The organism is Streptomyces sp. NPDC101110 (assembly GCF_044759525.1).
GTDB lineage: Bacteria > Actinomycetota > Actinomycetes > Streptomycetales > Streptomycetaceae > Streptomyces.
The window spans coordinates 416,639-438,895 of the sequence record NZ_JBIVZM010000006.1 but is presented as its reverse complement, the minus strand read 5'-3'; the positions used below and the strand labels follow the sequence as shown (position 1 = coordinate 438,895).

Here is a 22,257-nt window from a genome sequence, read left to right as displayed (position 1 = left end):
CTTCGGGTCCGGCCACCAGCGTATGCGGGGTGCTATCGGGTTGCTCGCGCGGCGCGGGCGATGTGGGCGGCCGTGGTGCTCGGCGGTCCGGCGCGAGTGGTGGGCGCCGGCCGCGGTCGTGGTGTCGGGACCGTTCCGGTGGCGTGCTGCCAGCGGGTGTGGACGGCGCCGATGTCGGCGAGGGATCGGCGGGCGCCGGCGACGAGCTGGAACGGGGTGTTCGCCGGGTCACCGGCGTACGCCTCGATGCGCCGACCGGTGCGATCGGCGGTGGCCAGAAGGGAGCGCTGCAGGGCGCGCTCGCCCCAGTGCTCCACGGAACCGGCCGGTTCGGCCAGCAGGCGGAGCACCTCGCCCGGTTCGCTTCCGTCGTCCAGCAGGCCGCGCTGTTGGGCCTCCCACAGGACGGTGACGGGGTCGACGGGCTCGCGGCGGCGGGCCAGGGCGGTCAGGCACTGCCACACGCCGGCATGCAAGGGCAGGGTGAGGTCGTCGGGGAGCAGCCACCGGACGGACTCGATATCGGATGGGTGGGCCGTGGCGGTCGCGAGCAGCAGCCGCTCCTCCTCGACTGCCTCGATGTAGTCGGGCGGGATGGCTGGCGGCGGTGCGGGGGTGCGGGGCAGGACGCCGGTGCGCGGTGGGAATCGGCTCGCGATGTCGTCCACGACCGCGGCGAGCGCGTCGGCCTCGGCGAGCACCGTCTGGACGGGGTGTGGGAGGGAGACATCGTGGACGGTCTGGACGAGGCGTTCGGCTGCCGTCTGTAGGCGGCGGCGGGCGTGTTCGGCCTCGACCATCTGTGCGTAGGCCGGTGCGTGGCGGGGCCAGGGGCAGACCTGGATGAGGGTGTGCAGGTAGGAGGCGGTCAGTCCGCGTGCCTGCTCGCGCCCCGTGGCGAGCACCTGGTCGAGCCACTTGGTGTTCTTGGCGTGCTCGGCAGGGTCGGGCGGGGGCAGGGTGCTGATCGCGGCGTACAAGGCGGAGTGCGCGGCAGTGGAGAACGAGTCGGCGGCGATGCCGGTCACGTTGCTGAGGCGGTGCGGTTCGAGGAGGAGGGCGCCGAGGAGGGCCTGCTCGACGTGGAACACCGGCTGGGGCGGTGGGATGGCGTCGAGGTCGTGTTCGTCGGGTTCGGGGGCGTGGGGCATTAGGCGGCGAGGGTGAAGTCGTCGGGGTCGAGGGTGACGCCGAGGTGTGGGGCGAGGAGGTGGCCGGCGAGCAGGGGGGGAACGGCGTTGCCGATCTGGGAGAACTGCTGGCCCTTGTTGCCGGCCCAGGGATAGTCGGCGGGGAAGGTCTGCAGGATGCCTGCCTCGCGGGCGGTGATCCGGATCGGCTCGGGAACCGCTGGCGCATCGACATCCATGGCCGGCGAGGCGGGCTCGGCGACCCAGGTGCACTCGTTCGCGCGGTGCCCGAAGAACAGCGTGCCAGCCGGCTCGGACAGTGGACGGACGGTGGCGTTTGCCTGGTTGTTGCTGCGCAGGGACCAGGACCAGCGGTGGGCCTCAGCGGTGAACGTCGGCGCCGGAGCGTCGGCGGCCCGATTCTCGCGGGTGCCGTGCCGGGCCGTCCATCCGGCGCCTTCACGACGGGACTGCAGGACCACTCCGTCCGGCCGGGGCATCCAGGTGCCGCGCTCACGGGCGTCGGACAGCGTCTTGCGAGAGCCCGACGGGAACGGTTCGGGTCCACCGCCGGGTCCACCGCCCGCGCAGACGGTGGGGACGGGCCGGTCGGTTGCGCCCCATCCCAGAGCCTCGGCCATGCTGACCCAGCCGGCGCGGCCCGGACCGAACAGCGACTCCGGTTCGGCGAATTGGGAGTGCGTGGGGGTAGGAGGCTGCGCCGTACGGACGCGGGAGGCCAGGAGTATCGCCCGCTTCCTGGTCTGCGGGACGCCGAAGTCGGCCGCGTTGAGGATCCCGTACCAGACGGAGAACCCCCACCCGCGCAGGACGGCCGCGTACTGCTTCCACAAGGGCAGGACGTGCGGCACTTCCTCCATGGCGACCCAGTCGGGCTCGCCGACCGTGTTCAGGGCGTACAGATAGCGCATCGGCTCGGCTGCGAGCAGGGAGCGCTCGTCACGGCATGCGGCGAGGAGGCGTTCGCGGGAGTCGCGTCCGGCGGCCAGGTCCTCGACCGCCGCGTGCACCAGCGGCTGGTCGAGCAGGCCGAGGCGTTTGCCGGCCATGCTCCACGCCTGGCACGGAGGGGAAGCGATCATTCCGCGGGTGCGGCCGATGAAAGGCCACGTCGGATACATTGCCACGTCGGTGCGGATCGTCAACTGCCCAGCCGCAGCCCGGGTCTTGCACGCCCACTCGTCCCATTCCAGCCCGATGTCGCGCACGCCGAGGACGTGCAGTGCCCTGCTCCAGCCGCCCGGCCCCGCGAAGAGGTCGAGTATCACGTGGTCAGCCCCAAGTCGGACTGTGTCGGCGCGTGCTTCGCCACGGCGCGGGCGGTGATCGCCTGCGACGCGCGGGCGGACGCCGCGGACAGCTCCTCCGCGCCGGGCTCCCGGTACCACGGCCGAAGGTCGAGCATGGCGGCGCGCATGCCGGTGGCGAAGCAGAGCGCGGTTCCCTTGGGCAAGGCTCGGATCGCGTCGGCGGGCAAGATCCGCTCCTGCCGCATCGACACCGACGTGCTCTTTCCGGACTCTGAGTGCGAGGTGGACGTGGTCTCCACGTCGTGGTCACCGATCAGGCGGCTGAGCTTGTCCGCGAAGTCCGGGTCGTCAATACCGCTGCCGATCACCTTGACAGTCGAGGCGGACCACATGGCGTCCATGCCCGCGTCTCCCCAGACCTTTTGGCCCTGGCGGTAGGACTGCAGGATCGTGATCGGGATGATCCCGCGGCTGCCGAGGTGGGAGTACAGGTCCGGCAAGTCGCTGATCTTGCACACGTTGGCGGCCTCGTCGAGGATCGCCAGCATGGGCGGATCCAGGCGCCCGCCAGCACGTTCGGCCTGCGCGGTCGCGGCCCGCATCACCGAGTCCGCGCACGCGGCGATCAGCGCCGAGGCTCCGCCGCCGCCGTCCTTGCTGAGCAGGAACAGCGTGTCGGTGGATGTGACGAACTGCTCCGGCCGGAATTCCGGGACGTCCTTCTGCGGGGTCACCCACGCGGCGATTTCCGCGTTCAGGAGCGCGGAGGCGTACTGCCGGGCTGTCTCGTAGATGCCGTCCCTCGTTTCCGGGGGGCCTTCGACGGTGCCCTTGAGCTGAGCGGCGACGGCGGCGAAGTCGTGGTCGCGCAGGATGTCGAGCGGAGTGCGGTCGGCGGGGAAGGCGAGCCACTGCATGATGTCGGTGATCGGGCGCTCGTCGAGTGCTGCTGCCAGCAGCAGTTGGGACAGGATGTTGCTGCCGGCCTTCGACCAGAAGTCGCCCTGCTGGGACGCATCGACGCTCGCGGCGAGGAAGTGTCCGGCGAGCCGGTTCGCCCCGTCCAGGGTTTTTGCGCTGGCGAGGGGGTTCCACCACATCTCGCGGGCGGCGTGCGCGATCTGCTGTGGATCCATGGTCCACACCGCCCCCGCCCGGGCCCTTGCCTCGTAGGCGGTGGTGAAGGCGTCGCCGGCGGCCTTGTTCGACGTCAGCAGGACCGGGCCGGGTGCGCTGAGCATGGAGGGGATGGCGAGCGAGGTGGTCTTGCCGGAACGGGGCGCCATGATCGCGACGGCGACATCCTCGAACCCCATCCGTACCTCGTGGCGGCTGCCCTGCAGGTTGCCGAGAAGGATGCCGGTGTCCTTCGCGTCGATGTGCTTGCTGTCCTTCAGGCTGGGGCGCAGGGAGCGGGCTTTGTCGGTGATCGCCTTGGACATCAGCGGCTCGATGTCCCGGGCCTTGGCCATGTCGGTGATCTTCTTCCGGCCGCCGCTTCGGTTCTTGTGCCGGGCCCACAGGACGCCAGCCGCCGCCCCGAGAGCGAGGAGCAGGAGAACGGGGACGATGCGGGCACCGATCAGCAGGGACGTTTCTCCTGTGTCGGGCCAGACTTGCTCGGGGTGGAGCAGGGCGTTGGTCGGCTGGTAGGGGGCCCAGCTGGTGCCGGTGAGGTAGGCGGTGATGTTGCCGGACAGCCAGGCCAGGTGGGACAGGGGGACGACGACGGCGAGCACGCTGAGGAGGAGGCGCAGGACGAGGTCGTATCCGTCGGTGTTGCTGCTGGAGGAGGAAGGGGGCAAGGGCTATGTGCTTCCGGGCGGGGAGGGAGGATTAGCGGCTACGGCCGTGCCTGGGCGGAGCTGTCCGTGAGGGGATCGAGGCCGGCGGCGTGGTGGTGCGCCGGGCAGCGAGGGACACGGTGGAGGGGAACGGTGATCCAGGCGGGTTACCGCCGCTGGCGAGGTGGCGCGGGGGTGATGAAGTCGACCTCGACGGTCTCGGGAGTCGGGGCCCTAGTCACTTCCGTGCCGCGGTTCGTCGCACGGGTGCGAGGGCAGGCATGGGAACCAGGGATGAGGGGGCCTTGCGGGCTGCGGTGTTGATCTCCCGGAGCGCTTTGCCGTGGTTGGCCCAGTCGTCGAGGTAGCTCCAGGATTCGGCGTGATGTTCGGCGAGGGCGTTGTCGAATTCGGCGGTGCCGGGCTTGGCGGTGGCGGGCAGGGCGTCGCGGGTGAGCAGCCATTGCTCGTGCAGTTCTTCGAGACGGTCGAAGGCCGTGTGCAGGACGCCCAGCTGGTAGACCCAGCGGCTCTGCACCGTGTTCTCCGGCAGCTGGGCCAGCTGTGTCTCGGCGGTCGCCAGCAGGTGCCGGGCGCCGTAGCGGAGCGGCTCGAACGCCTCGGCGGTGTCGGCATCGCGCTGGCTCTTGCGCATGCCGTAGGCGTGGTCGTCGTAGGGCCAGCCGTCGAGGCCGGTGTGCTCGTCGGAGTAGGCGTCCCAGGCGTCGAGGATCTTCTGGCTGTCCCGCACGTAGTGGTCGAGGTGGCGCAGGAAGTCGCGGTGTGCGTGGTGGTCTCGGGAGATGAGGAGGGATCCTGTCAGGTCAGCGGCGAGCGGCCGGCTGCGCGGTACTGGCGTGCGCCGGGATCGTCGCCGGTTTCGTCTGCTGGCGGCGGGCTGAGCGTGCCTGGGCGCGCAGATGCTTGATGCGCGTGGCGTGGGCGTCGACCACCTGCTGCGGGCGCAGCGGGCTGGGCTCCTGTACGGCGCTGTAGTGGCCGGTGCGTTCGAACATGCCGCGCTGGAGCGGGCTGCGGTCGGTCAGCGCGGTGAGGAACGCGCTGACCAGGTGAGCGGGGGTGTGCTCGTCGAGGTAGGCGTGCCAGATGCGCGGGCCGGAAAACTCCCCGTGGCCGGGCTCGCGGGTCTCGATGTGCCAGGACGACCGGTCGTGGAATTCGCTCAACGGCCGCAGTTCGATGTGGCACATGGAGTCCGGCGAGCGCGCGCCCTCTGGCTCGTGGTGCCATCCTGCCGAGGTCACCTGCTGCCACGGGTCCGGCTGCTGTGGCGGCGGGGCGGCGAGGGCGTCGGTGAAGGCGGCGAGGACCTCGGCGGGCACGAGTTCGCCGAACTCGGCGTACCAGCCCGGCTCGGTGCCGACGGGCTCCGCCCGTAGCCGCCACCACGCCGAGGTGCGGGACTGCGGGTCGAACTGGAGCCGGTGGCGAAGGTCAGGGCTTGCCAGGATGATCTCGGCGCTCAGGGGGTCGGAGACGGCGTTCCATCCGGCGGCGGCTAGGCCGTGGGTGACGTGGCGGGCGTCTCCGGGGCCGGCGAGGTGGCGGGGGCTGGTGTCGTACGGGATCTGCACGGCGTGCTTGTCGGCGAAGGCGGCGAGCTGCCGTCCGCTCAGCGGCACCAGCAGCACCCCTGCTCGCTCGTCGGCGAACTGCCGTACAGGTCACGGAGATCGTCCAGCACGTAGTGGAGGGTGTGCTGGTCGGCCAGTTCCCACGCGGCCGTGCGCAGCTCGGTGATCAGCAGGTCGCCCTGCGCCGTGCGCGGCGCGTCAGGGCTCTCCTGAACGGCGCGGGCGAGGGCGCGCAGCGTGTCGGCGAACTGGACGGGCAGGCCCGTGTACTCGTCGAGGAGGGGCTCGACGAGGGCGAGGGCTTCTGCGGGGTCGGGGTTCTCGCGCAAGTAGTCGGTGAGGTCCGCGAGCGTTTCGGTCAGGGTGCGGATGGTGTCCGGGGTGAGTGCGGGCATCGGGCTCCTCGGGGCGGGGCTATTGCGGTCAGCGGCGGGTGCGTGCGCCGCCGGCCGGGGTGTAGGGACGGGCGCTGGTGCGCGGCCTGGTGCTACGGGCGCTGTTGCGGGCCCAGGTGGCGGCGCGGGCGGCCGTGATGCGGGCCTGCTGCCACGCACTGAGCTGGGAGGGCTTCAGGGACACCGACCAGGTACGGATCTGCGCGCTGTGCGGCACGCGTCCGCGCGGGCGCATCACGGGGTCCGGGCTGGCGAGTTCGGTGGAGAAGGCTTGCACCAGGTGCATCGGGGTGTTCGGCGTGAAGTTGGCCGTCCAGCCGTTGCCCTGCTTGTCCCGCGCTCCGGTCCACCACATCGCCGCCCCGTCGGGGCTTTGCCGGTACTGCATCCACGCGGTGCCGTCGGGGCTCGTCGCCATGTAGTCCTGGCCCTCGAAGCGCGTGTGCCAGTTCTGCTCCTGCAGAGGGGCCCAGACGTTGGGGGCGTGGGCGGAGCGGGGGTGGGTGAGGGCGTCGGTCAGGCCGGCGACGATCTCCGCCGGCGTCTGCCGGCCCAGGTGGGCAGACCACTCGCCGTTCGCTCCGTCTGCGTGGCCGTGGACGGTCCATCCGCCGGGGAGGACGTAGGGGTCGTAGGCGACGCGGACGGTGCGGTCCGGGCTCTCCATACGCAGGGGGCCGCCCGTCTTGGACTTGTCCCTCCAGCCGGAGGCGCGCAGGAACTCCGAGACGTGCCGGACGTCGCCGCCGCCGGCCAGGGCGCGCGGCTGGACGAGGTAGTGCTGCTCGGCCTGCTCGTCGGGTCCCCAGCCCTGCCACTGCTTCTTCTTCACCGGCGGCGCCGGACGACGAGCGGTGCGGGTGCCGGGGGCTTCGCCGCCGTAGTGGCGGGCTGGGAGCCGACGCGCTGAAGAGCGTCTTTGTGTTCGTCCAGGTCGAGGGTGATGTCGCCGAGTTCGTTCGAGGCACGGCCCAGGGCGAGCCACACCTCCGCGGGGAGCGCGCCTCGCTCTGCCTGGTCCTTGGCGAACACGCTGCCGGTGGCGACGAGCTGGGTGACGCCGCCGAGGACTCCGGTGTCCGGGTCGAGCACGCGGGCGATGACCTGAGCGGCCTGGGGCGGGGGCAGGTGAGATAGGTGGTCGGCGAGCTGTCCGAGCTGGCGGGTGATCTCGTCGGCCAGTCTCACCGGGTAGGGGGTGGGGTGGGACATACTCCTCCGGGTTGGTGGACGGTCAGTGGTGGTGGTGCTGCCCGACGCGCTGCGTCTCGGCGAGGGCGGCCTCCGGGCGCGCGCCGGCCAGCGGGGAGGCGCGGTCGGGGCCGGTCGGAATACAGGCGCGCAGATAGCGGCGGAAGAGGGCCGTGGCGAGTCGGGGCTTGAGCCGGTTGCTGATCGGTGGGGGTGTGCGGATTGCTACGGGTACCTCCGGGTCTCGGGTGGTGAGGCGGGCGGTCCCGGCGCGGTGCCCGGGACCGCCCAGGCGCCTTACGGGGTGCGGCGGGCCGGAGCTGCAGGCGAGGGGGAGCCGATCGGTGCCTGTTGCCGCACGGCAGGGCGGCCCGCTCGGGTGCGCAGGTCCTGCACGGCCTGCCGGTAGGCGGATTCGTCAAAGACTTCGGGCGTGCAGTTGACCTCGTACCCGGCCAGGAGCAGGACGGGGATGGCGCGGGTTGCCAGCCGCTTCTGCTCGCCGGCGTCGAGGTGTTCGGGCACGGTGTGCCAGATGTAGATGGGCGTGTCGGCGGGGTACTCGTGGCGTTCCAGGCCGAGGTGTTCCAGCAGGTCGTGGAGCTGGGCGGGGGCGCCCGTTGGGGTGTCGGCGTGGATGGTGGTCGTCAGGGCTTTGATGTAGATCTCGACGTCCGTGCCGTATTCGTCGGCCAGGTTGGCCATGTGGTTCTCTCCGGGTCAGCGGCGGCGGGATTTCGCGGGCTGGGCGTGGCCCGGCGGTGGTGAGGTAGTGGCCGGCCGCTGCGCAGGGCGTGCGACGTGGTTGCGGGCGTGGAGGATGGCGCGCGCGACCTCGCTCATGGAGGTGGCGGTGCTTCCGAGCCGTGCGATGGGATCGGCTTCCCCGGCGGGCGCGGCCCCTTGGAAGTCGCTGGCGGCGATCCAGGCGCGGATGACGACCTCTCTGGCGAGGGGCAGCAGCCCGTGGACGGGGGCAGCGACCTCGGTCAGGACCTCGGCCACCTCGCTGCTGGTTGTGGCGGCTGCGGCTCGCTCAGCGAGCCCCGCCAGGTAGCGCAGGGCGGCCTCACGTTCACCGTCCGGTGCGACCAGCATGTTCAGAGTGGGGTCGAGGTGGACGCTGTGCCCGGCGGCGAGCAGGGCGTGCGAGGCTGCGGTCGCCTTCAGGCGCTGCTGCTCGACGGGCAGGCCGTGCGGAAGCCGGTGATAGTCCCCGTGCGGTCCGGGAGCGGAGAGGAAGCCGCCGGTTCGCTGAAGGATGCCCGCGGCCTTGTCGGTGCCGCCGATGGCCACGACCGGGTCGGTTCGGGGGTCCTTGGTGATGGTGACGTACTCCAGTACCCAGAAGTCGGGCTCCGTCTGCTTCATCGAGCCCTGGTGGCTGGCGTATGGGTGCTGGTAGGGACCGGCGGCACGGAAGCGGGGGCGGCGGTGGGTGCGGTCCGGCCTGCGGGATGCTGCAGAGCGGTGCCGATGCCGAGCGCGTCGAGGCGCCCACCGATTTCCCGCAGGGCGCGGGCCTGGGCCTGGGTGTCGTCACCACCCAGGCGGTAGATACCACTCTGCGGGTCCTGGACGAAGCCGTGGGCGAGGAGGATCGCGCCGGCGCGGTCGTCGACCGGGGCGGCGGCGACGCTGCCGTCCGGTTGCCAGGTCAGGACGACCCGGTCCGGCTGGGAGAGCAGGATGCCGCCCAGGGCGTTGTGCCGGACCTGGGCGAGGGCGGCGTCGTAGCGGGCGAGCAGGTCGCCGGCGACCTGCTCGGCGCTCAGGAACGGGTCATCGGCCAGGGCGATGCCGTTGGGCTCGGGAACGCCGCGGAACGCCTCGTCGGGCAGGGCGCGGGGGGCGACGGCGGCGATGAGGAAGCCGTCGCGCTCGTCGTTCCGGTCCAGAAGGACGAGCTGCGCACCGTCCTGTCGGCTCAGGACGGCTGCCTGCTGCAGGGGGTGCTCGGCAAGAGAGGCGGCGACCAGATCCAGGTCCCAGATTCGGTCGGCGAGTTCGGCGAGGTCGTCCTTGGCGTCGGCCGGCAGGTGGGAGCTGGTCCAACTGTCGGGGAGTTCGCCGGCGAGAACGTCGGCGTAGGAGGCGAGGCGCTCGGAGGTGTGGTGGTCGTGCATGGTGTCCTTGGGCGAGGTGGGAGTCAGCGGCGCAGTCCGGCGGCCATCGGGGGCGGCGGGGCCGGTAGGGTGCGCGGCGGTGGCGGGCAGGCGCACACGGCAGAGCGCTCTTGCTCGGTTGACGGGACTTCCCCGGTGCAGATGCTGCGGCCGGGGTGCGGGGCATGCCGGTCGGCGAGCTGGTTGCGGGTCTCGGAGAGGTCGGTACGGATGACGCGAAGGTGCTCGTCGGCGAGGTAGCGAAGCCGCCGCGCGATGTAGGGGTCGGCCGCCTTGCCGAGCCCGTCGTGGAAGTCGGCGGTGGCGGTGAGGACTTCCTCCAGCGCGGCGAGGACGCCGTCGTGGGCGGCGGTCAGCTCAGTCAGCGCATCGGCCGCCTCGCCCGTAGTGGCGGCCTCGCGAAGGCGCTCGGCGACGTGGGCAACGGAGGATCCCAGCGGCAGGTAGCTGGCCGGACGCGAGTCGGTGTCGAAGTCCGCGTCGCAGTCGACGTGGTAGCCGGCCGCCCGCAGGCGGGCCACGGCGTCGGTGGCGAGACGGTACTCGTCGTCCTCCGCTAGGCCGGTCGGGGCGCGGTGGTACGTCTCATGGACGCGGACGACGGCGACGAAGCCCGCGCGCTGGAGGATGCTGTGTGCCTCGGAGTCGCCGCCGCGGGCAAGGAGTTCGTCGGAGTGCGGGTCGCGGCGGATGTCCAGGGAGCGGTCGGTGCGGGGCAAGGAGACGTTTCTCCTACGGCGATCGGTGGGCGTTGTGCCGGACGGCGTCCGGGGCCGGGACGGCGCGGGGATGGACCAGGCGGTCTGCGGTGGTGTCAAGGTCCTGCTGGATGGCGTAGAGGCGGCGGGCGATCAGCTCCAGGCGGTGTGCCGTATCGGTGCTGGCTGCTCCCGGCTGGCGGGCGATCCGGTGCGAGGTGTGCTCGACGAGTCCGCGTACCGCGGCCAGAGGGCCGGCCTGTTCGTTGGCGAGCTGCGTGAGGATGGTCGCGAGCTGGGCCGACGCCGTGAGCGCCGCGCGGACGGCAGGCCGCGAAGGGGGGTCGGATCGGACAGGGACCAAGTGGAGGTCCTGTTCGATGCGACGCGCCTCCTGTGCCAGGCGCCGCAGATTGTCCGCGGGAAGAGCGTGCCACGCACCGTCGAGGTGGATCAGGTTGGCGATCAGGTCGAGGCGGCCGGGCTGGGCCTGGACGGCGATCCACCGGCAGCCATGTTCCTTGCCGGGGATCTCGATGCCGGCGGCTCGTGCGAGCCGTTGAGCGACCTCGGCCCACTCCGGTCCTGTCAGTTCCCGGTCGTCCGGGTGAAGGCGGATGTCGAGGTGGAGGATCGCCCGCCGGTCGTCGTCGGGGCTGGCGGCGAACGGATGCTCCAGGTAGGGGTCTTCGAGGTGCTCGGCCCACTGGACGGACGTCCAGATCCTCTGCTCGTGGTCCAGAGTGAAGTAATCCAGGCCGGGCCAGTGGGCGACGATCGTGTGCTCCGTCAGGCCCTCGTTCGGTGAGACCGGCCGCCCCAGCGCCTCTTCGAGCGGGTCGTGGGGCCGGTGGGTCCGCTCGTGCAGGCGGGGGATCACCGGCCGCCTCGGATGTCGGCGATGTGCACGAGCTGGCCCAGGGCGGTGGTGGTGTACCAGCCGCAGTCGATCAGCTCGTCGCGGTCGGCGAACCGTGCGAGGAGGGAGTCCTCCATGGCCCGTAGATAGATCAGGCAGTCAGGGCAGCGGCGTGAGAGGTGCACGAGGTAGCGAGGGTGGGCGGTGACGTAGGACTGGGTGCCGCCGGTCGCATCCCGCAGCCGCCACCCGTCCTCGTCGGTCGGGGTGTGCCAGGAAGGGGCCACGACGCGCATCGCGTCGCCCCACAGTTCTCCGCCGGCCACCCCCTTCAGGACGACGACGGCGTCACCGGCCTGGAAATGGGCGTGGGTGATGTCCCGGTCGGGGGTGAGCGGGTCGGGCGTCGGTGCGAACGCCGAGGCGGACGGGGGCTGGGACATGAGTTCCTTCCACGCGATGGCTGGCGGGGTGGGAGCATCAATAGTCCGGAGGAACGCCGGTTTGGCTAACCGGCGTTTCCCGGCTATGTTGCCCCGCCGTCAGCGGAACGGGTTCTCCGTCCCGCGGTCCGCCTCACTGGCCGCGTCGAGAAGTTCGAGCAGGTCAGTGCCTTCGGCGTCCCGCTGGTCGATCCACCATCCGGCACGGGTGATGGAGCGGGCCTTCTCCTCCAGCTCCGCCCAGTCCGCCTCGTCCCAAGTGCCCTCGACGACGAGCGCGGTGTGCGCGGCCGTCATCAGCTGGTGGCGGGAGCGCTCGCCCCAGCCCAGGGCCTTCTCCGGGCCCTCCAACTGCGGCATGTAGAACTGCTTCGCCCACGCGACGGCTGCCTCCTGCTCCTCGGCCCGCTTGGTCGCGAGCCACTCCTCCTTGGACTCGGAGTCGGCGTCGCGCGCCGCCTTCCAGCAGTCGGTGCAGTCCTTCGACGCGAGCCAACGGGCAAAGCCCGCCCGCTTGTCGGCAGGACGATTGGACAGGTCATGATCCACGCTGTGGGAGCAGGCGTGCTCCACGGTCCAGTGCGTACGCACGGCCATAATTCGATCTCCTCAAAGGGGTTGGAAGGTGGGGGCGTGCCCTGATCAGGACGTCTTGTGCCGGCCTCGGAGTGGGCGGCGGTGTCGGCCGGGCGGCCGGTGCCCAGCGGGGCGGAGCTGTCGGCGCGCGGCGAGAAGGATGGCGAGGGCGAAGGCCGCGCCGACGGCGGGGAGCGCCGCGCTGGCGAGCGTCTGCTCGGTGAGGCGTCCGGCCAGGGCGGTACCGGCGGACTGCCCGACGCCGATCGAGAGGATCAGCCACGCATACGCCTCGCTGGTCCGGCCCGCAGGAGCGAGAGCATCGGTGGTCACGTAGGCGCAGGCGACCACGACGGTCAGGAACGCACCAGGCGCGGCGACCGCGGCGGTGGCCGCAAACGGCGCGGGCTGGGTTGCGAGCGGGAGCCATCCGGCGAGGAACGCGGCGCTGGCGATGATCAGTTGGTCGGTGGTTGCCCGACTCCAGGTGCGGCGCCCGTAGACGAGGCCGCCCAGGAAGCTGCCGGTGGAGAACGCGGCGGGGATGATGCCCGAGAGCATGTCCTGTTCGTGGTGCTCGGCTATGGCGATCGACCACACGTTCATGGCCCCGATCGCGAACCCGATGCCGGTGAGCGAGACGAGCAGGAGCAGCAGACCGGGGCTGGTCAGCCGTCCAACGGGACAGTGCAGGGTGCCGACTGACGGCGTCGATCGCCAGCGCCGCGATGGCGGAGCGAGGGCGACCACGGTGGTGCCGGCCAGGCCGAGGACGGCGGTGACGGTGAGCGCGACGCTGGGGTTGTACGCGGAGGCGAGGGCGGCGACGAGCAGGGGGCCAATGATGTACAGGAGGCCCTGTGTACCGGTGTCGAGGGCGAGCGCGGCGTGTCGAAGGCGGGCGTCGGGCAGCACGCTGGGCCACAGGGCCCGCAGCCCGGCCTCCAGGGGCGGGGTGGTCAGGCCGGCGGCGACGACGAGGGTCGTGGCGAGGCCCGGTCCGCCGTACGGTCCCGTCAGCGGAAGGGTCACCAGGAGAGCCGAGTTGAGCACGGCGGCCGGAAGATGCACCGCCGTCTGGCCGTGGCGGTCCATGAGGCGTCCCTTGACGGGTTGCACCACCGAGGAGGACAGCCCGTACAGGGCGCTGAGCAGTCCGCCGAAGGCGATGCTGCTGCCGCTCGTGGTGGCCCACAGGAGGATGGCGACGGGCGCCATGCTGTTGGGGAGTCGGCCGGTGAGGGTGCCGCCGAGGAGGCGGGCGACGTACGGGCTGCCCAGCACCGTGCCGTAGGTGATGCGCGGTGCCTGGGCCGGGGGTGCGGTCGGGGACAACGGGTGCTTTCTCGGGGTCTAGCGGTGGCGGGCGGTCGTGCTGGCGCGGGGTGGCGGCGTGGGCGGGGTGGTGTCCACGGCCGGGCGCGGGCGGGCACGTAGCACGGGGGTGCGGGGCGGGGGCAGGACGGCGACGGTCGCGCCGAGGTCTTCGGCCGCCTCTTCGACTTCACGGGTGAGGAACTCGATCTGCCGTCCCAACGCTGAGAGGCGGGCGGCGATCTGGCGGCCCTGCACGGTCTCCAGGGCGCTGGCGAACTGGCTGCTCGTCTCCAGAAGTTCCTGCAGGCGGACCATCGGGCCGGCGGCGTAGCCGCGCTGGACGGCTCCGAGGAGAGCATTCGAGGCGTCACCGGCACTGTGGCCTTCGACGACGTCGCGGATGAGTTCCTGCAGAGACATCTCCGGGGCCGGTGCCGGGCGGTTGAACCGGGAGACGTCCGCGCGCAGGATGCCGGGCGGGACCGGAGCGGGCAGGGACTTGCCCGCCTCATGCTCGTGGGCGTAGTGCCCGATCACCTGCCAGCCCGGTACGCCCGGGTCGCCGCGCAGCGCGACCACCGTCGAGTCGCTGTCCTCGACCAGGTAAGCGAGGGTGATCGGCTGTCCGTCGGCGGCATACCACGACTCGGTCAGCTCCAGCTCGCCGCGCCGCTGCGCGGCCTGGGCCCTCTCGGTCCACATCTGCTGCTCTTCGTCGGTCAGCGGAGCCTTGTGGTTCTGGCCGGCGCGCTGGTCGGCGAGGTTGCTGGCGATAGAGCTGTGGTCCGCCCAAGCGGTGAGGTGTGGCCACAAGGCCGCGTGCTGAGTGCGTTCGGCGGGGGAGCCGGGCGCGGCCGGCCGGTCGAGGGCTCGGCGGAGTTCGGCGGCGGAGGCAGCCAGGCCGTCCAGGACGGCCCGCCACCCGGTCAGGTGCCGGGAGGGTGGCAGCTCGTCGAGTACGAGTCGGGCGGCATCGAGGAGAGCCTCGGCGTGCGGGGCGAGGTGGGTGGCGTACGCCTCCACCGCCGCCTTGTCACGGTGGGCTCGTGCGGCTGCGGCGGCGCCCGCGTGGACGGTACGGCCGTAGCGGTCGCGTGTCATGTCGAGCGCGGCCTCGGTCTCGCTGTCGATGACCGCCATCCGCAAGCGGAAGTCGCGTGCCCGGTTTGCCAGTTCGGGAGCTGTCGGCAAGGGGTCGTCGGGGCCGGGCTGCTCGCGGGTGTCATCGTGACCGCCCGCCGGTCGCGGCCGTCAAATGGACGGTCGGAGCGTACGTGGGCTTCGGCGGGATCGGCCGGGCCGCTGGCGGGGAGGTGGTGGGCGGTGCGGAGCGCTGTGTCGTCCGGCCGGCGGCGGCCTGGGTGAGCCGGCTGCGGCGCTCCTGGAGTCCGTTGGGCCGGACGGGGCGTGGCGGGCCGGCCGAGAGGGACGGGTCGAGGCGGATGTCGGCCTGCACGGTGTAGCCGTGGCGGCGCAGGTCGTGGACGGCTTGGCGGGTGCGGCGGACTCCGTCGTGCTCGGGCTCGCTGAGCCGGTACAGGCCGGGTTCTCCGGGAACGGGCTCGAACTGCTCGCGCTCCAGGTACCAGTGGGCGAGGTGCGCGGGCAGGGCGGTGGTGAAGGAGGCCACGAAGCCGTGTTCCTCGTGGTCGCCGAAGGCGAAGTGGGTACCGGGTCGCAAGGGGGCGGGGCTCTCCTCGGGCGTTGGGCGGAAGGGTCAGAGGCCGCGGTGCGCGGGCCGGGCTGCGGTGAGGGGGCGGGCTGGCGCGGTGACGGGCAGGGCCGGGCGACGATGGGGTGCGCTGATGCGGGCCTGACGAAAGAACGTTTCGCCGTCGGCGAGCCACGTCTCGATGGCCGGCCACGCGCGTGCTCGGCGCTCCTGCTGCGGCACGGAACCGCCGTGGACGATCTCGTCGACCAGGGCTTCGGAATCGATCACGGCGGCAGCCAGACGGGAGAGGGCTGCGGCGTCGTCGGGCCACGGGCTGCTCGCGGGCCGGCACCGGTCGAGCAGCGTCGGGGCGTGCTCGACGACGGTCAGGAAACGGCGCCAGGCGTGGTCGAGGAACAACTCCGTCGCGGCGCCGAGGGCGGCGGCGCTCAGCGGGGTGGCGTCGCTATAGCGACCGGAGGCGTTCATGGCCTGCCAGGTGTCGTGCTCGGAGCGGATGTCCCCGAGCACGGCTGCGATGGCCTCCGTCTGGCGGGCGTAAACGGCCTGCTCGTAGGCGGGGAGGTACCGGTCGGTGAGGGCCTGGGCAGCCCACCCGGGGAACGGCGGCAGGACGATGCTGCGCGGGGCGTGGGGATCGCCGTAGCCCCCTTCGAGCCCCTCGGGCGAGAAGGCCCCCACCAGGTAGTGGAGTTGACGTCCGGGACGCTCGATGAACAGCAGCGTGGTGCCCTGCACCATGTCGGTGAGGAGCGCGGCGTAGGGGATTCGCTCGCTCTGGACGGCGCGGCCGAGTTCACCGCTGTCCCAGATCCAGGGGACCAGGTCTTCCTGCCAGGCGGGGTGCGAATAGATCTCGACCGAGGCGTGCCACTGGCCGGGCAGGAGGCGCGCGAGGTCGCGGGCGGCGTCGCCGATGAACCGGCGGCTGCTCGTGTTCACGCTGGTGCGGTGCCGCTTCGCGCACGTGACCAGTTCGACCACGGTGGTATGGGTGCCGTCCGCGGGCAGGTGCCAGACGCCGTCGTCGTCCCGCTGGAAGCCGCTCTCTGCGAGGGCGGTGTGCGCCCACGGGTACTGCTCGCCCGAGGCGATGGCGACGATGCCCGAATCCCGGCTGTGCGACAGGATGATCTGCGCCTCAGACACGGACCAGGTCCTCGCCATCGCGCAGGACGGCACGCAGGTTGCGGCCGTACGTCCAGGCGTGCTCCCGGGCCGCCGCCTCCAGCTGGTCGTATCCGACCTGGGCTGTCATCTGCCCGTTCCACTTGCGGTACCTGTACACGGGTACTGGCAGCAGGATGCCGGGGGCGAGAGCGGTGACGCCGAGGGCCGCGCAGTAGTCCTCGCCCTGGACGAGGCCGCCCATCGGAGCGGCGCGCACGAGGTCGGTGCGGGCGAGGATCGTGGTCGGCCCGATGGGGATGGTGTCCGCAGGCGACTTCCAGTATGTCCACACGTCACCGGCCTCGTGCCGGCCTGGCGGCGTGGGGCAGCGCCACAGGGTGGTCGAGCCGTCGGGGTGCTGGTCCTCGCTCCAGCCGGCGCACCAGCCGACTCTCGTCGACTCCAGGGTGTTCAGCCGTACGGCCATCGCATCGTCGGGGAACAGGTCATCGTCGTCGGCCCAGTTGGTGTACGGGGTGCGTACGTGAGCGAGGGCCAGGTTCCTGGCGCAGGCGGCGCCGACCGGACGGGGCAGCGCCAGCGTGCGAACGCGCGGATCCTGCGCGAGCGGGGCCGGCAGACGGTCGGGCGATGCACCGTCGAGCGCGATCACGGCCTCCCACGGCACGGACTGCCGGGTGAGGCTGGCGTGCATGGCGGTCAGGTAGTCCAGCCGCTCTTCGCGCAGGCGGCTTGCGATGACGACGGTGATCAGGGGCGTGGTGTACGGGGGCAGAGAAGGCTCCGGGAAGACGAGGGGGAACTAGCGTCGGGCGGCGGGGCGCGGGGCGCCGGCCTTCGCCGGGGCTGCGGCAGGAGCGCTCTGGGGCTGCCTGCCGCGCGATGCCCGCATGGCGGGCGGGGAGTCGAGGGAGGACCAGGCCGCCGGGTGGTCGTTGAAGGCGGTGCGCGGGTCGGTGGACCAGCTCACGATCGGGCCGATGTCCTCGTGCAGGAGGCTGATCACCTCGACGCCCTCCTTGTGCAGGACGTACCCCCACTGCACGTCCTGCTCATCGGCGGTCGTGTCGGTGACCGACATGCGTACCGGGGGCGAGCCGTCCGGGGTGATCAGGTGGTCGAGGGTTCGGCTGGGCCAGTGCTCGCCGCCCGTCAGCGCGGTCACGAGTGCGGGCGGGGCGTCGTCGAGGAGATCGGTGCCGAGTTCGTCCCAGCCGACGGCGACGTCGTCGATGAGGTGCCGGGACATGGCCTCGATGTTGCGTCCGAACTTGTACTGGTAGGCGGCCAGGAGCAAGGGGAGGTGGTGGCTGGGTACGCCGTCGAGCTGGACGTGGATGCCCGTGTATCCCGTACCGCGGGTGGGGCGGGCGATGAAGGAGCGTGTGGACAGGTGTTCTCCGGAGCGAGCGGGGTGCGGGGGAGGTTCGGCGGCCGTCACGGTGGCGCGTGGTGCGTCTACGCGCGGTCGGACCAGGACGGGACCGGAGGGCCGGAGGCGTCGGTACGCGCGCAGGTGTAGCCGATCAGGCGGGAGGGCTCGGCCTTCGCGGGGACGGTGGCGGCGTCGTTGCACACGAACGTGTAGCGGATGGAGGTGCGGGGCACGTCGTGGAGCCAGGCCCGGTCGTCCTTGCCGGGGTTGATCTGAAGGCCGGAGTGCGCGACGGCGTCGGTCTGGGTGTGCGTGTGGGAGAAGAGGATCAGCGCGCCGCCGTCGGTGGTCTTGAGGGCGTAGGCGTCCGTGTAGCGGTTGGCGGCGCCGGCGAAGACGGTGGTGCCCTGGGCCCCGAAGCGGGTGCCTGTCTTGTCGTGGACTGCGATCTGCCGCTTGCTCGCCTTGGTCGGTGCGAAGACCTTCGTCCCCGTGTTCGTGCCTCCGGTGGCGAAGTTGTCGAGGACCGCGGTGCGCAGCAGCTTGGCGTCGGCAGCGAGGTGCTTGTTGCCGTCGGTGGTGACGGCCGTTGCGTATCCGTCGTGGTCGAGGGCGATGTCCGGCAGGTCCGGGCTGTCGAGGTCGACGACGGAGACCATCTCCCAGCGCTTGTGCTGGGGGCGTTCGGCGAACACGGCCAACCGCGAGGGGGCCTTACCCTTCTGGTCCGAGAGCGCGGCGGCGAACCAGCGGTTCTGTCCGGCTCCCAGGCGCGGGATGTACAACTTGGCGTCCGCGGAGTCGTAGGACCACGGCTTGTACGGCTTGCGGTCTGCCGCGGGGAGCCCTTCGGTCTCGGTGTAGTCCGAGATGGACATCGCGTACAGCGGGCCGTCCTCGACCGTGTCGAGCAGGCGCCGGTCGCGGTCGGTGTTGGCCTCGTTGTTGATCTTCGAATAGCGGGTGATGACGTCGCGGGCCTGGGCGGCGCTGAGAGCGGGCACGGGCTTCGGGGCGGTGCTGGCGCGGGGCGTCTGCCGGGCATGGGCGGGGCCGTCTTCGCCGGCGCAGCCGGTGAGGGCCAGGGCGAGGCAGGCGGCGCCGACGAACATCGGCAGGGTACGGCGAGCGGTGCGGATAGGGGGCTCCAAGGGTCTGCTGGCGGATGGAAATGAGCGGGCACGACTGGTCGTGGGTGCTGTCTTCGGCGATGCCGGCGGAAGGCCGCGCTGGTCGTGGGCGCCGAGTGGCGGCGGTTCACACTGATGCCCTTGGCCGTGAGCTGCTGGACCACGCCGTGGACGCGAAGTGCGCGACCTCTGTCCCCGTAGGCGGTGGGAAGGGGAGGGCGGCGGCGGTGCGGCGTCAGCGCGTGTGCCGCGGCGGAGCCGACGGGAGGGCTCGCGGCGGAAGGGACGGTGCACGAGCCGGGGTGGAGGGCAGCCGCGGTGCGGGTGCGAGCGGGGTTAGGGCCCGCATCCAGTCCTCGGCCACATGCAGGACCTCTCCGAGGTTGCGGATCTCGGCAGCGGCGTCGGCGAGGTCGTAGGACAGGTCGAAGCCGTCGTCCTCCTCGGCTTCCTTGGCTTTCTCGCCGGCTGCTTCGAAGAACTCGCCGAGCTGTGCCAGCAGGCCGTCGGTGGGTTCAAGGATCTGATGCAAAAGGGCAGCGGCATCCGCGTGCGACTCGGCTGCGTTGAGCCGGTCGGTCAGATCGCGCAGCGCGTCGCCGTAGACGTAGGTGGGGCCGCGGTCTGGTGCGCCGGGGGTGTCCCGGGACGGGGGCATGGGCGTCGGTTGGGCCGGGTGCACGTGGGGGCTTTCGTGGGGCAGAACGGGGTGCGGTAGCAGTCCGAGCTGGGCGAGGCGGAGGTCGATCGCCTCAATCAGGGGTTGGGCGCTGCCGCCGTGGCGGGCTTCGGGCCGCCGACGAGCGCCGGGGTCGTCGGAGGGGGCAGAGTCGTAGAGGACCTCGAACAGCGTCTGGTCGTCGGGGTGCTCGCGGGTCGCGATCCAGCCCTCGGGGTCTCCGGGCGGGCGGTCGGAGGACGGTTCCTGCGGCGGACTGATGATCAGGTAGCTGTCGTCGGGGAGCGAGACGCGCACGATGTAGGCGCTGAGGCCGAACTCGATGTCGCATGGAAGTCCGCGCGCTCGCAGCGGCGTGGTGATGTGCGCATGGCGGCGCCACAGTTCCTGCCACCACGGCATGTTCACGTCGCGGTAGTCGGGAAGCGGCGCGATCGGAGCCGCGCGGGCGTCCGTAGCGTTCGCCTCGTCAGCGGCCACGGATTCTCCTGCGGGACGCCGGTCGGTGTGACGGAGGCGTTCGGCGAGCGAGGTCGGCTTCTGGCTTCGGAACCGGACTGGAGTCGAGTTCGTACTCGTCGTAGGCGGTGATCAGGTCGTGTTCCAGCTGGGCTTCACGTTCGGCGACCTGCGCCATGAGGTCGCCGTGCTCGGCCTGGCACTGCTGGTATTCGGCCCAGTCGGCGTCGCTGAAATGAGCGGGGCGGTTCAGAGCATTCCTTGGGATGTGGGTGGATCGGGCTTCAGGGCAGGCGCGGTCAGCGGTGGCGATCGCCCGGCCTGGGTGGCCGAGGTGCCGGCGGGACTTCCTGACGGGTGAGCGTCGCGAAGAAGCGTTGGAAGCCGAGGTGGTCGTCGAGTTCCTTGACCGCGTCACGAAGGGATTCCGAGGTGCGCCGCAGGAAGGCGCGGGCTGAGGCGTGGTCGATGACCATGCGATTCGCGAGATAGTGCCGGTCGGTCGGGTTGGCAGACCGGGGCAGGGCCAGGGCACACTCCGCAGACTCGGTGAAGTGCGGGGCTGCGTGGCTCGACATGGTCGCCGCCGTGCCGAGATGCTTCAGAACGGTGCCGCCGGCGCGGGTGGTGTGGTGTGGACTCCGGGCGAAGTCAGCAGTGAGCCGGAGGACATCGCGGGAGAGGTCCTGTGCGTCGGTGGCGTGCTGGAGCAGCGCGGTGTAGGAAGGCGTGGCCGGTACGTGTCCGTTCTCGTCCAGCAGCTCCCACTGCTGGGCAGCGTTGAGCAGTTCGTCCTTCATCGCATTGAGCGCGCCGATAAGCTGGAGCACCTCGTCGCTCGGTATCAAGTCGCTTTGGAAGTCGGACTTCACGGGCCTCTTGGTCCTCAGTGCATACGGGCGTCGGTGTCGAAGAGCGCCAGTTCGTGGCTGTGCAGGAGGTGGTGAACAATGAAGCTCCGACCTGCGACTTTCCACAGGCCACGCCCTCGGTTGAGGTGCGCGATGGCGTCCATCTCGATGGAGGTCAGGCCGAGCAGGGAGGCCGCGGCGTGGAGCTGGTCGGTCTCCTGGCGGTAGATGATCCGGGTGCTGCAGTCGGCGAGGAGTCCCTCGGCCAGGGCCCGGCCTTGTGATCCGGCGTCGCCGGCGGTGAGCAGGTCGGACAGCCGGTGGATCACCATGAGGTTGGCGATGCCGAGGCCGCGGCTGAGCTTCCACTGGGCCTGCATCCGCTGGAGCAGGCCGACGTGCCGCATCAGGCGCCATGCCTCGTCGTACACGATCCAACGCCGGCCGCCGCTGGGATCGGAGAGGGCGGATTCCATCCAGGCGCTTGCGCAGGTCATTGCCAGAACGAGGGCGGTGTCGTCCCCGGAGCCGCCGAGGCGGGACAGGTCGATGGTGAGCATCGGCGCGTTCGGGTCGAAGCTCACGGTGGAGGGGGCGTCGAACATGCCGGCCAGGTCGCCGTGGACCAGGCGCCGCATGGCGTGGGCCAGGTCTCGCGCTGCGTCGCCGAGTTGGCCCGACATCATCCCGGCGGCCTCGTCGAGGTCGTGGGGGTTGTTGAGGGCGGCGGCGACGTCGCCGAGGAGCGGGGTGCGGTGTGTGTCGGCGGCGCGGGTGACGATGGCGTCGAGGGCGACGTCCAGGGCGGTGTGCTCCATGGGCATCAGGTCCCGGCCCAGGATGGTGCGGGCGAGGGAGCCGAGCAGGAGCAGGCGCCGCTTGCGGATCTCGCCGACCCAGTCGGCCTCGGCCACGCTTTCCGGGCGCGGGGCCGCGTCCAGGGGGTTCAGGCGACCCGGCAGTCCGGGACCGAGGGCGACGGACCGGCCGCCGAGGGCTTCGGCCACCGGAGTCCACTCGCCCTTCGGGTCGCACGGTACGTAGACGCGGTATCCGAAGGCGACCGATCGCAGCGCGAAGGACTTGGCGAGGGCGCTCTTGCCCTGGCCGATCACGCCGGCGAGCAAAAGGTTGGGGTTGGTGAATCCCTCGACTTTGCCGTACAGAGCGAACGGGTCGAAGACGAATGATGCTTCGGCGTGGACGTCACGGCCGATGTAGATGCCCTCGGCACCGAGTCCGCCTTCGGCGAGGAAGGGATAGGCGCCGGCCGCGACCGCGGTGGTCATGCTGTGGGCGGGCAGCTTCAGCCGGTTCCCACGAGAGGAGGCGGGCCCGGGGCGTCCGCTCGGTGGGTAGAACGGGGTGGGCAGCTGGTGCTCGGCGGGCGTGCTTTCGCTCTGGTGGGCGCTGGCTTCGGCGCGGGCTTTGGCGGTGGCCTCGGCGAGCTGGCGGCGGGCGGCCTTGCGGCTGGCGCGGTCGGTGCCGTGGGGGGTGAACAGCGGGCTGGCGGACGCGCGGCGGGCGCGACGGGCGGGCCGGTGGCTCATCGGGGGCCCTCGATTCTGCGGG

25 protein-coding genes are annotated in these 22,257 nt (G+C 71.6%); all 25 read right to left on the bottom strand.

The genetic code is table 11. The annotated features are described in order from the left end of the window. Positions 1-32 precede the first annotated feature (32 nt). On the bottom strand, positions 33-1,151 hold the full coding sequence (locus ACIQU3_RS17275) for a DnaB-like helicase N-terminal domain-containing protein (protein WP_403925964.1): 1,119 nt from the start codon (positions 1,149-1,151) through the stop codon (positions 33-35). Then, positions 1,151-2,419, bottom strand: a complete 1,269-nt coding sequence (locus ACIQU3_RS17270; protein ID WP_403925961.1) for a DNA cytosine methyltransferase — start codon at positions 2,417-2,419, stop codon at positions 1,151-1,153. The genes ACIQU3_RS17275 and ACIQU3_RS17270 overlap by 1 nt, the downstream gene beginning before the upstream one ends. Then, complete coding sequence (locus ACIQU3_RS17265) at positions 2,416-4,206, bottom strand: type IV secretory system conjugative DNA transfer family protein (protein ID WP_403925958.1); 1,791 nt, start codon at positions 4,204-4,206, stop codon at positions 2,416-2,418. Before ACIQU3_RS17265 ends, ACIQU3_RS17270 begins: the two co-directional genes overlap by 4 nt. 217 nt (positions 4,207-4,423) lie before the next feature. Continuing rightward, positions 4,424-4,936, bottom strand: a complete 513-nt coding sequence (locus ACIQU3_RS17260) for a hypothetical protein (protein ID WP_403925955.1) — start codon at positions 4,934-4,936, stop codon at positions 4,424-4,426. A 73-nt stretch (positions 4,937-5,009) separates the two neighbouring features. Then, positions 5,010-5,828: a DUF317 domain-containing protein gene (locus tag ACIQU3_RS17255; protein WP_403925952.1), complete on the bottom strand. Its 819-nt coding sequence runs from the start codon at positions 5,826-5,828 to the stop codon at positions 5,010-5,012. Next, the gene (locus ACIQU3_RS17250; protein WP_102913825.1) at positions 5,819-6,175 is read right to left on the bottom strand and encodes a hypothetical protein; all 357 of its coding nucleotides are present in this window, start codon (positions 6,173-6,175) and stop codon (positions 5,819-5,821) included. Before ACIQU3_RS17250 ends, ACIQU3_RS17255 begins: the two co-directional genes overlap by 10 nt. A gap of 28 nt (positions 6,176-6,203) precedes the next feature. Beyond that, complete coding sequence (locus ACIQU3_RS17245) at positions 6,204-7,007, bottom strand: DUF317 domain-containing protein (RefSeq protein WP_403925948.1); 804 nt, start codon at positions 7,005-7,007, stop codon at positions 6,204-6,206. After that, positions 7,004-7,387 carry a hypothetical protein gene (locus tag ACIQU3_RS17240; RefSeq protein ID WP_403925945.1) on the bottom strand — a complete coding sequence of 128 codons (384 nt, stop codon included), beginning with the start codon at positions 7,385-7,387 and terminating at the stop codon, positions 7,004-7,006. The genes ACIQU3_RS17245 and ACIQU3_RS17240 overlap by 4 nt, the downstream gene beginning before the upstream one ends. 276 nt (positions 7,388-7,663) lie before the next feature. Next, the gene (locus ACIQU3_RS17235) at positions 7,664-8,071 is read right to left on the bottom strand and encodes a hypothetical protein (protein ID WP_383502334.1); all 408 of its coding nucleotides are present in this window, start codon (positions 8,069-8,071) and stop codon (positions 7,664-7,666) included. A gap of 15 nt (positions 8,072-8,086) precedes the next feature. Then, positions 8,087-8,737: a hypothetical protein gene (locus tag ACIQU3_RS17230; protein ID WP_403925941.1), complete on the bottom strand. Its 651-nt coding sequence runs from the start codon at positions 8,735-8,737 to the stop codon at positions 8,087-8,089. Beyond that, positions 8,734-9,492, bottom strand: coding sequence for a hypothetical protein (locus ACIQU3_RS17225; RefSeq protein WP_403925938.1), 759 nt, complete (start codon positions 9,490-9,492; stop codon positions 8,734-8,736). The genes ACIQU3_RS17230 and ACIQU3_RS17225 overlap by 4 nt, the downstream gene beginning before the upstream one ends. Positions 9,493-9,515: 23 nt before the next feature. Next, the gene (locus ACIQU3_RS17220) at positions 9,516-10,211 is read right to left on the bottom strand and encodes a hypothetical protein (RefSeq protein WP_403925935.1); all 696 of its coding nucleotides are present in this window, start codon (positions 10,209-10,211) and stop codon (positions 9,516-9,518) included. Positions 10,212-10,224: 13 nt separating this feature from the next. Next, complete coding sequence (locus ACIQU3_RS17215; protein WP_403925933.1) at positions 10,225-11,070, bottom strand: relaxase/mobilization nuclease; 846 nt, start codon at positions 11,068-11,070, stop codon at positions 10,225-10,227. Continuing rightward, positions 11,067-11,492, bottom strand: coding sequence for a hypothetical protein (locus ACIQU3_RS17210; RefSeq protein ID WP_033313703.1), 426 nt, complete (start codon positions 11,490-11,492; stop codon positions 11,067-11,069). The genes ACIQU3_RS17215 and ACIQU3_RS17210 overlap by 4 nt, the downstream gene beginning before the upstream one ends. 99 nt (positions 11,493-11,591) lie before the next feature. Beyond that, positions 11,592-12,089: a hypothetical protein gene (locus tag ACIQU3_RS17205; protein WP_020271146.1), complete on the bottom strand. Its 498-nt coding sequence runs from the start codon at positions 12,087-12,089 to the stop codon at positions 11,592-11,594. Positions 12,090-12,134: 45 nt separating this feature from the next. Further along, the gene (locus ACIQU3_RS17200) at positions 12,135-13,403 is read right to left on the bottom strand and encodes an MFS transporter (protein WP_403925930.1); all 1,269 of its coding nucleotides are present in this window, start codon (positions 13,401-13,403) and stop codon (positions 12,135-12,137) included. Between the two features lie 18 nt (positions 13,404-13,421). Beyond that, positions 13,422-14,525, bottom strand: coding sequence for a hypothetical protein (locus ACIQU3_RS17195; RefSeq protein ID WP_403925928.1), 1,104 nt, complete (start codon positions 14,523-14,525; stop codon positions 13,422-13,424). Between the two features lie 82 nt (positions 14,526-14,607). After that, positions 14,608-15,066: a hypothetical protein gene (locus tag ACIQU3_RS17190; protein WP_355821312.1), complete on the bottom strand. Its 459-nt coding sequence runs from the start codon at positions 15,064-15,066 to the stop codon at positions 14,608-14,610. 36 nt (positions 15,067-15,102) lie between these two features. Further along, entirely contained in the window at positions 15,103-16,209 is a 1,107-nt protein-coding gene (locus ACIQU3_RS17185; protein ID WP_403925925.1) for a hypothetical protein, read from the bottom strand. Beyond that, the gene (locus ACIQU3_RS17180; RefSeq protein WP_403926165.1) at positions 16,202-16,945 is read right to left on the bottom strand and encodes a glycosyltransferase family 2 protein; all 744 of its coding nucleotides are present in this window, start codon (positions 16,943-16,945) and stop codon (positions 16,202-16,204) included. Before ACIQU3_RS17180 ends, ACIQU3_RS17185 begins: the two co-directional genes overlap by 8 nt. A 48-nt stretch (positions 16,946-16,993) precedes the next feature. Then, entirely contained in the window at positions 16,994-17,566 is a 573-nt protein-coding gene (locus ACIQU3_RS17175; protein WP_403926162.1) for a hypothetical protein, read from the bottom strand. 83 nt (positions 17,567-17,649) lie between these two features. Continuing rightward, the gene (locus ACIQU3_RS17170) at positions 17,650-18,678 is read right to left on the bottom strand and encodes a hypothetical protein (protein ID WP_403925922.1); all 1,029 of its coding nucleotides are present in this window, start codon (positions 18,676-18,678) and stop codon (positions 17,650-17,652) included. A 253-nt stretch (positions 18,679-18,931) separates the two neighbouring features. Beyond that, positions 18,932-19,855 (bottom strand): hypothetical protein, encoded by a 924-nt coding sequence (locus ACIQU3_RS17165; protein ID WP_403925921.1) that lies wholly within the window; start codon positions 19,853-19,855, stop codon positions 18,932-18,934. 278 nt (positions 19,856-20,133) lie between these two features. Then, positions 20,134-20,706, bottom strand: a complete 573-nt coding sequence (locus ACIQU3_RS17160; protein WP_403925919.1) for a hypothetical protein — start codon at positions 20,704-20,706, stop codon at positions 20,134-20,136. 14 nt (positions 20,707-20,720) lie between these two features. After that, the gene (locus ACIQU3_RS17155) at positions 20,721-22,235 is read right to left on the bottom strand and encodes a VirB4 family type IV secretion system protein (RefSeq protein ID WP_403925917.1); all 1,515 of its coding nucleotides are present in this window, start codon (positions 22,233-22,235) and stop codon (positions 20,721-20,723) included. Between the last annotated feature and the right edge of the window lie 22 nt (positions 22,236-22,257).

Excerpts from the sequence above, each read along its gene's own strand:
- ACIQU3_RS17275 (WP_403925964.1), bottom strand. The coding sequence starts at position 1,151 with ATGCCCCACGCCCCCGAACCCGACGAACACGACCTCGACGCCATCCCA.
- ACIQU3_RS17250 (WP_102913825.1), bottom strand. The coding sequence starts at position 6,175 with ATGCCCGCACTCACCCCGGACACCATCCGCACCCTGACCGAAACGCTC.
- ACIQU3_RS17240 (WP_403925945.1), bottom strand. The coding sequence starts at position 7,387 with ATGTCCCACCCCACCCCCTACCCGGTGAGACTGGCCGACGAGATCACC.
- ACIQU3_RS17235 (WP_383502334.1), bottom strand. The coding sequence starts at position 8,071 with ATGGCCAACCTGGCCGACGAATACGGCACGGACGTCGAGATCTACATC.
- ACIQU3_RS17230 (WP_403925941.1), bottom strand. The coding sequence starts at position 8,737 with ATGAAGCAGACGGAGCCCGACTTCTGGGTACTGGAGTACGTCACCATC.
- ACIQU3_RS17225 (WP_403925938.1), bottom strand. The coding sequence starts at position 9,492 with ATGCACGACCACCACACCTCCGAGCGCCTCGCCTCCTACGCCGACGTT.
- ACIQU3_RS17210 (WP_033313703.1), bottom strand. The coding sequence starts at position 11,492 with ATGTCCCAGCCCCCGTCCGCCTCGGCGTTCGCACCGACGCCCGACCCG.
- ACIQU3_RS17205 (WP_020271146.1), bottom strand. The coding sequence starts at position 12,089 with ATGGCCGTGCGTACGCACTGGACCGTGGAGCACGCCTGCTCCCACAGC.
- ACIQU3_RS17195 (WP_403925928.1), bottom strand. The coding sequence starts at position 14,525 with ATGGCGGTCATCGACAGCGAGACCGAGGCCGCGCTCGACATGACACGC.
- ACIQU3_RS17170 (WP_403925922.1), bottom strand. The coding sequence starts at position 18,678 with ATGTTCGTCGGCGCCGCCTGCCTCGCCCTGGCCCTCACCGGCTGCGCC.
- ACIQU3_RS17155 (WP_403925917.1), bottom strand. The coding sequence starts at position 22,235 with ATGAGCCACCGGCCCGCCCGTCGCGCCCGCCGCGCGTCCGCCAGCCCG.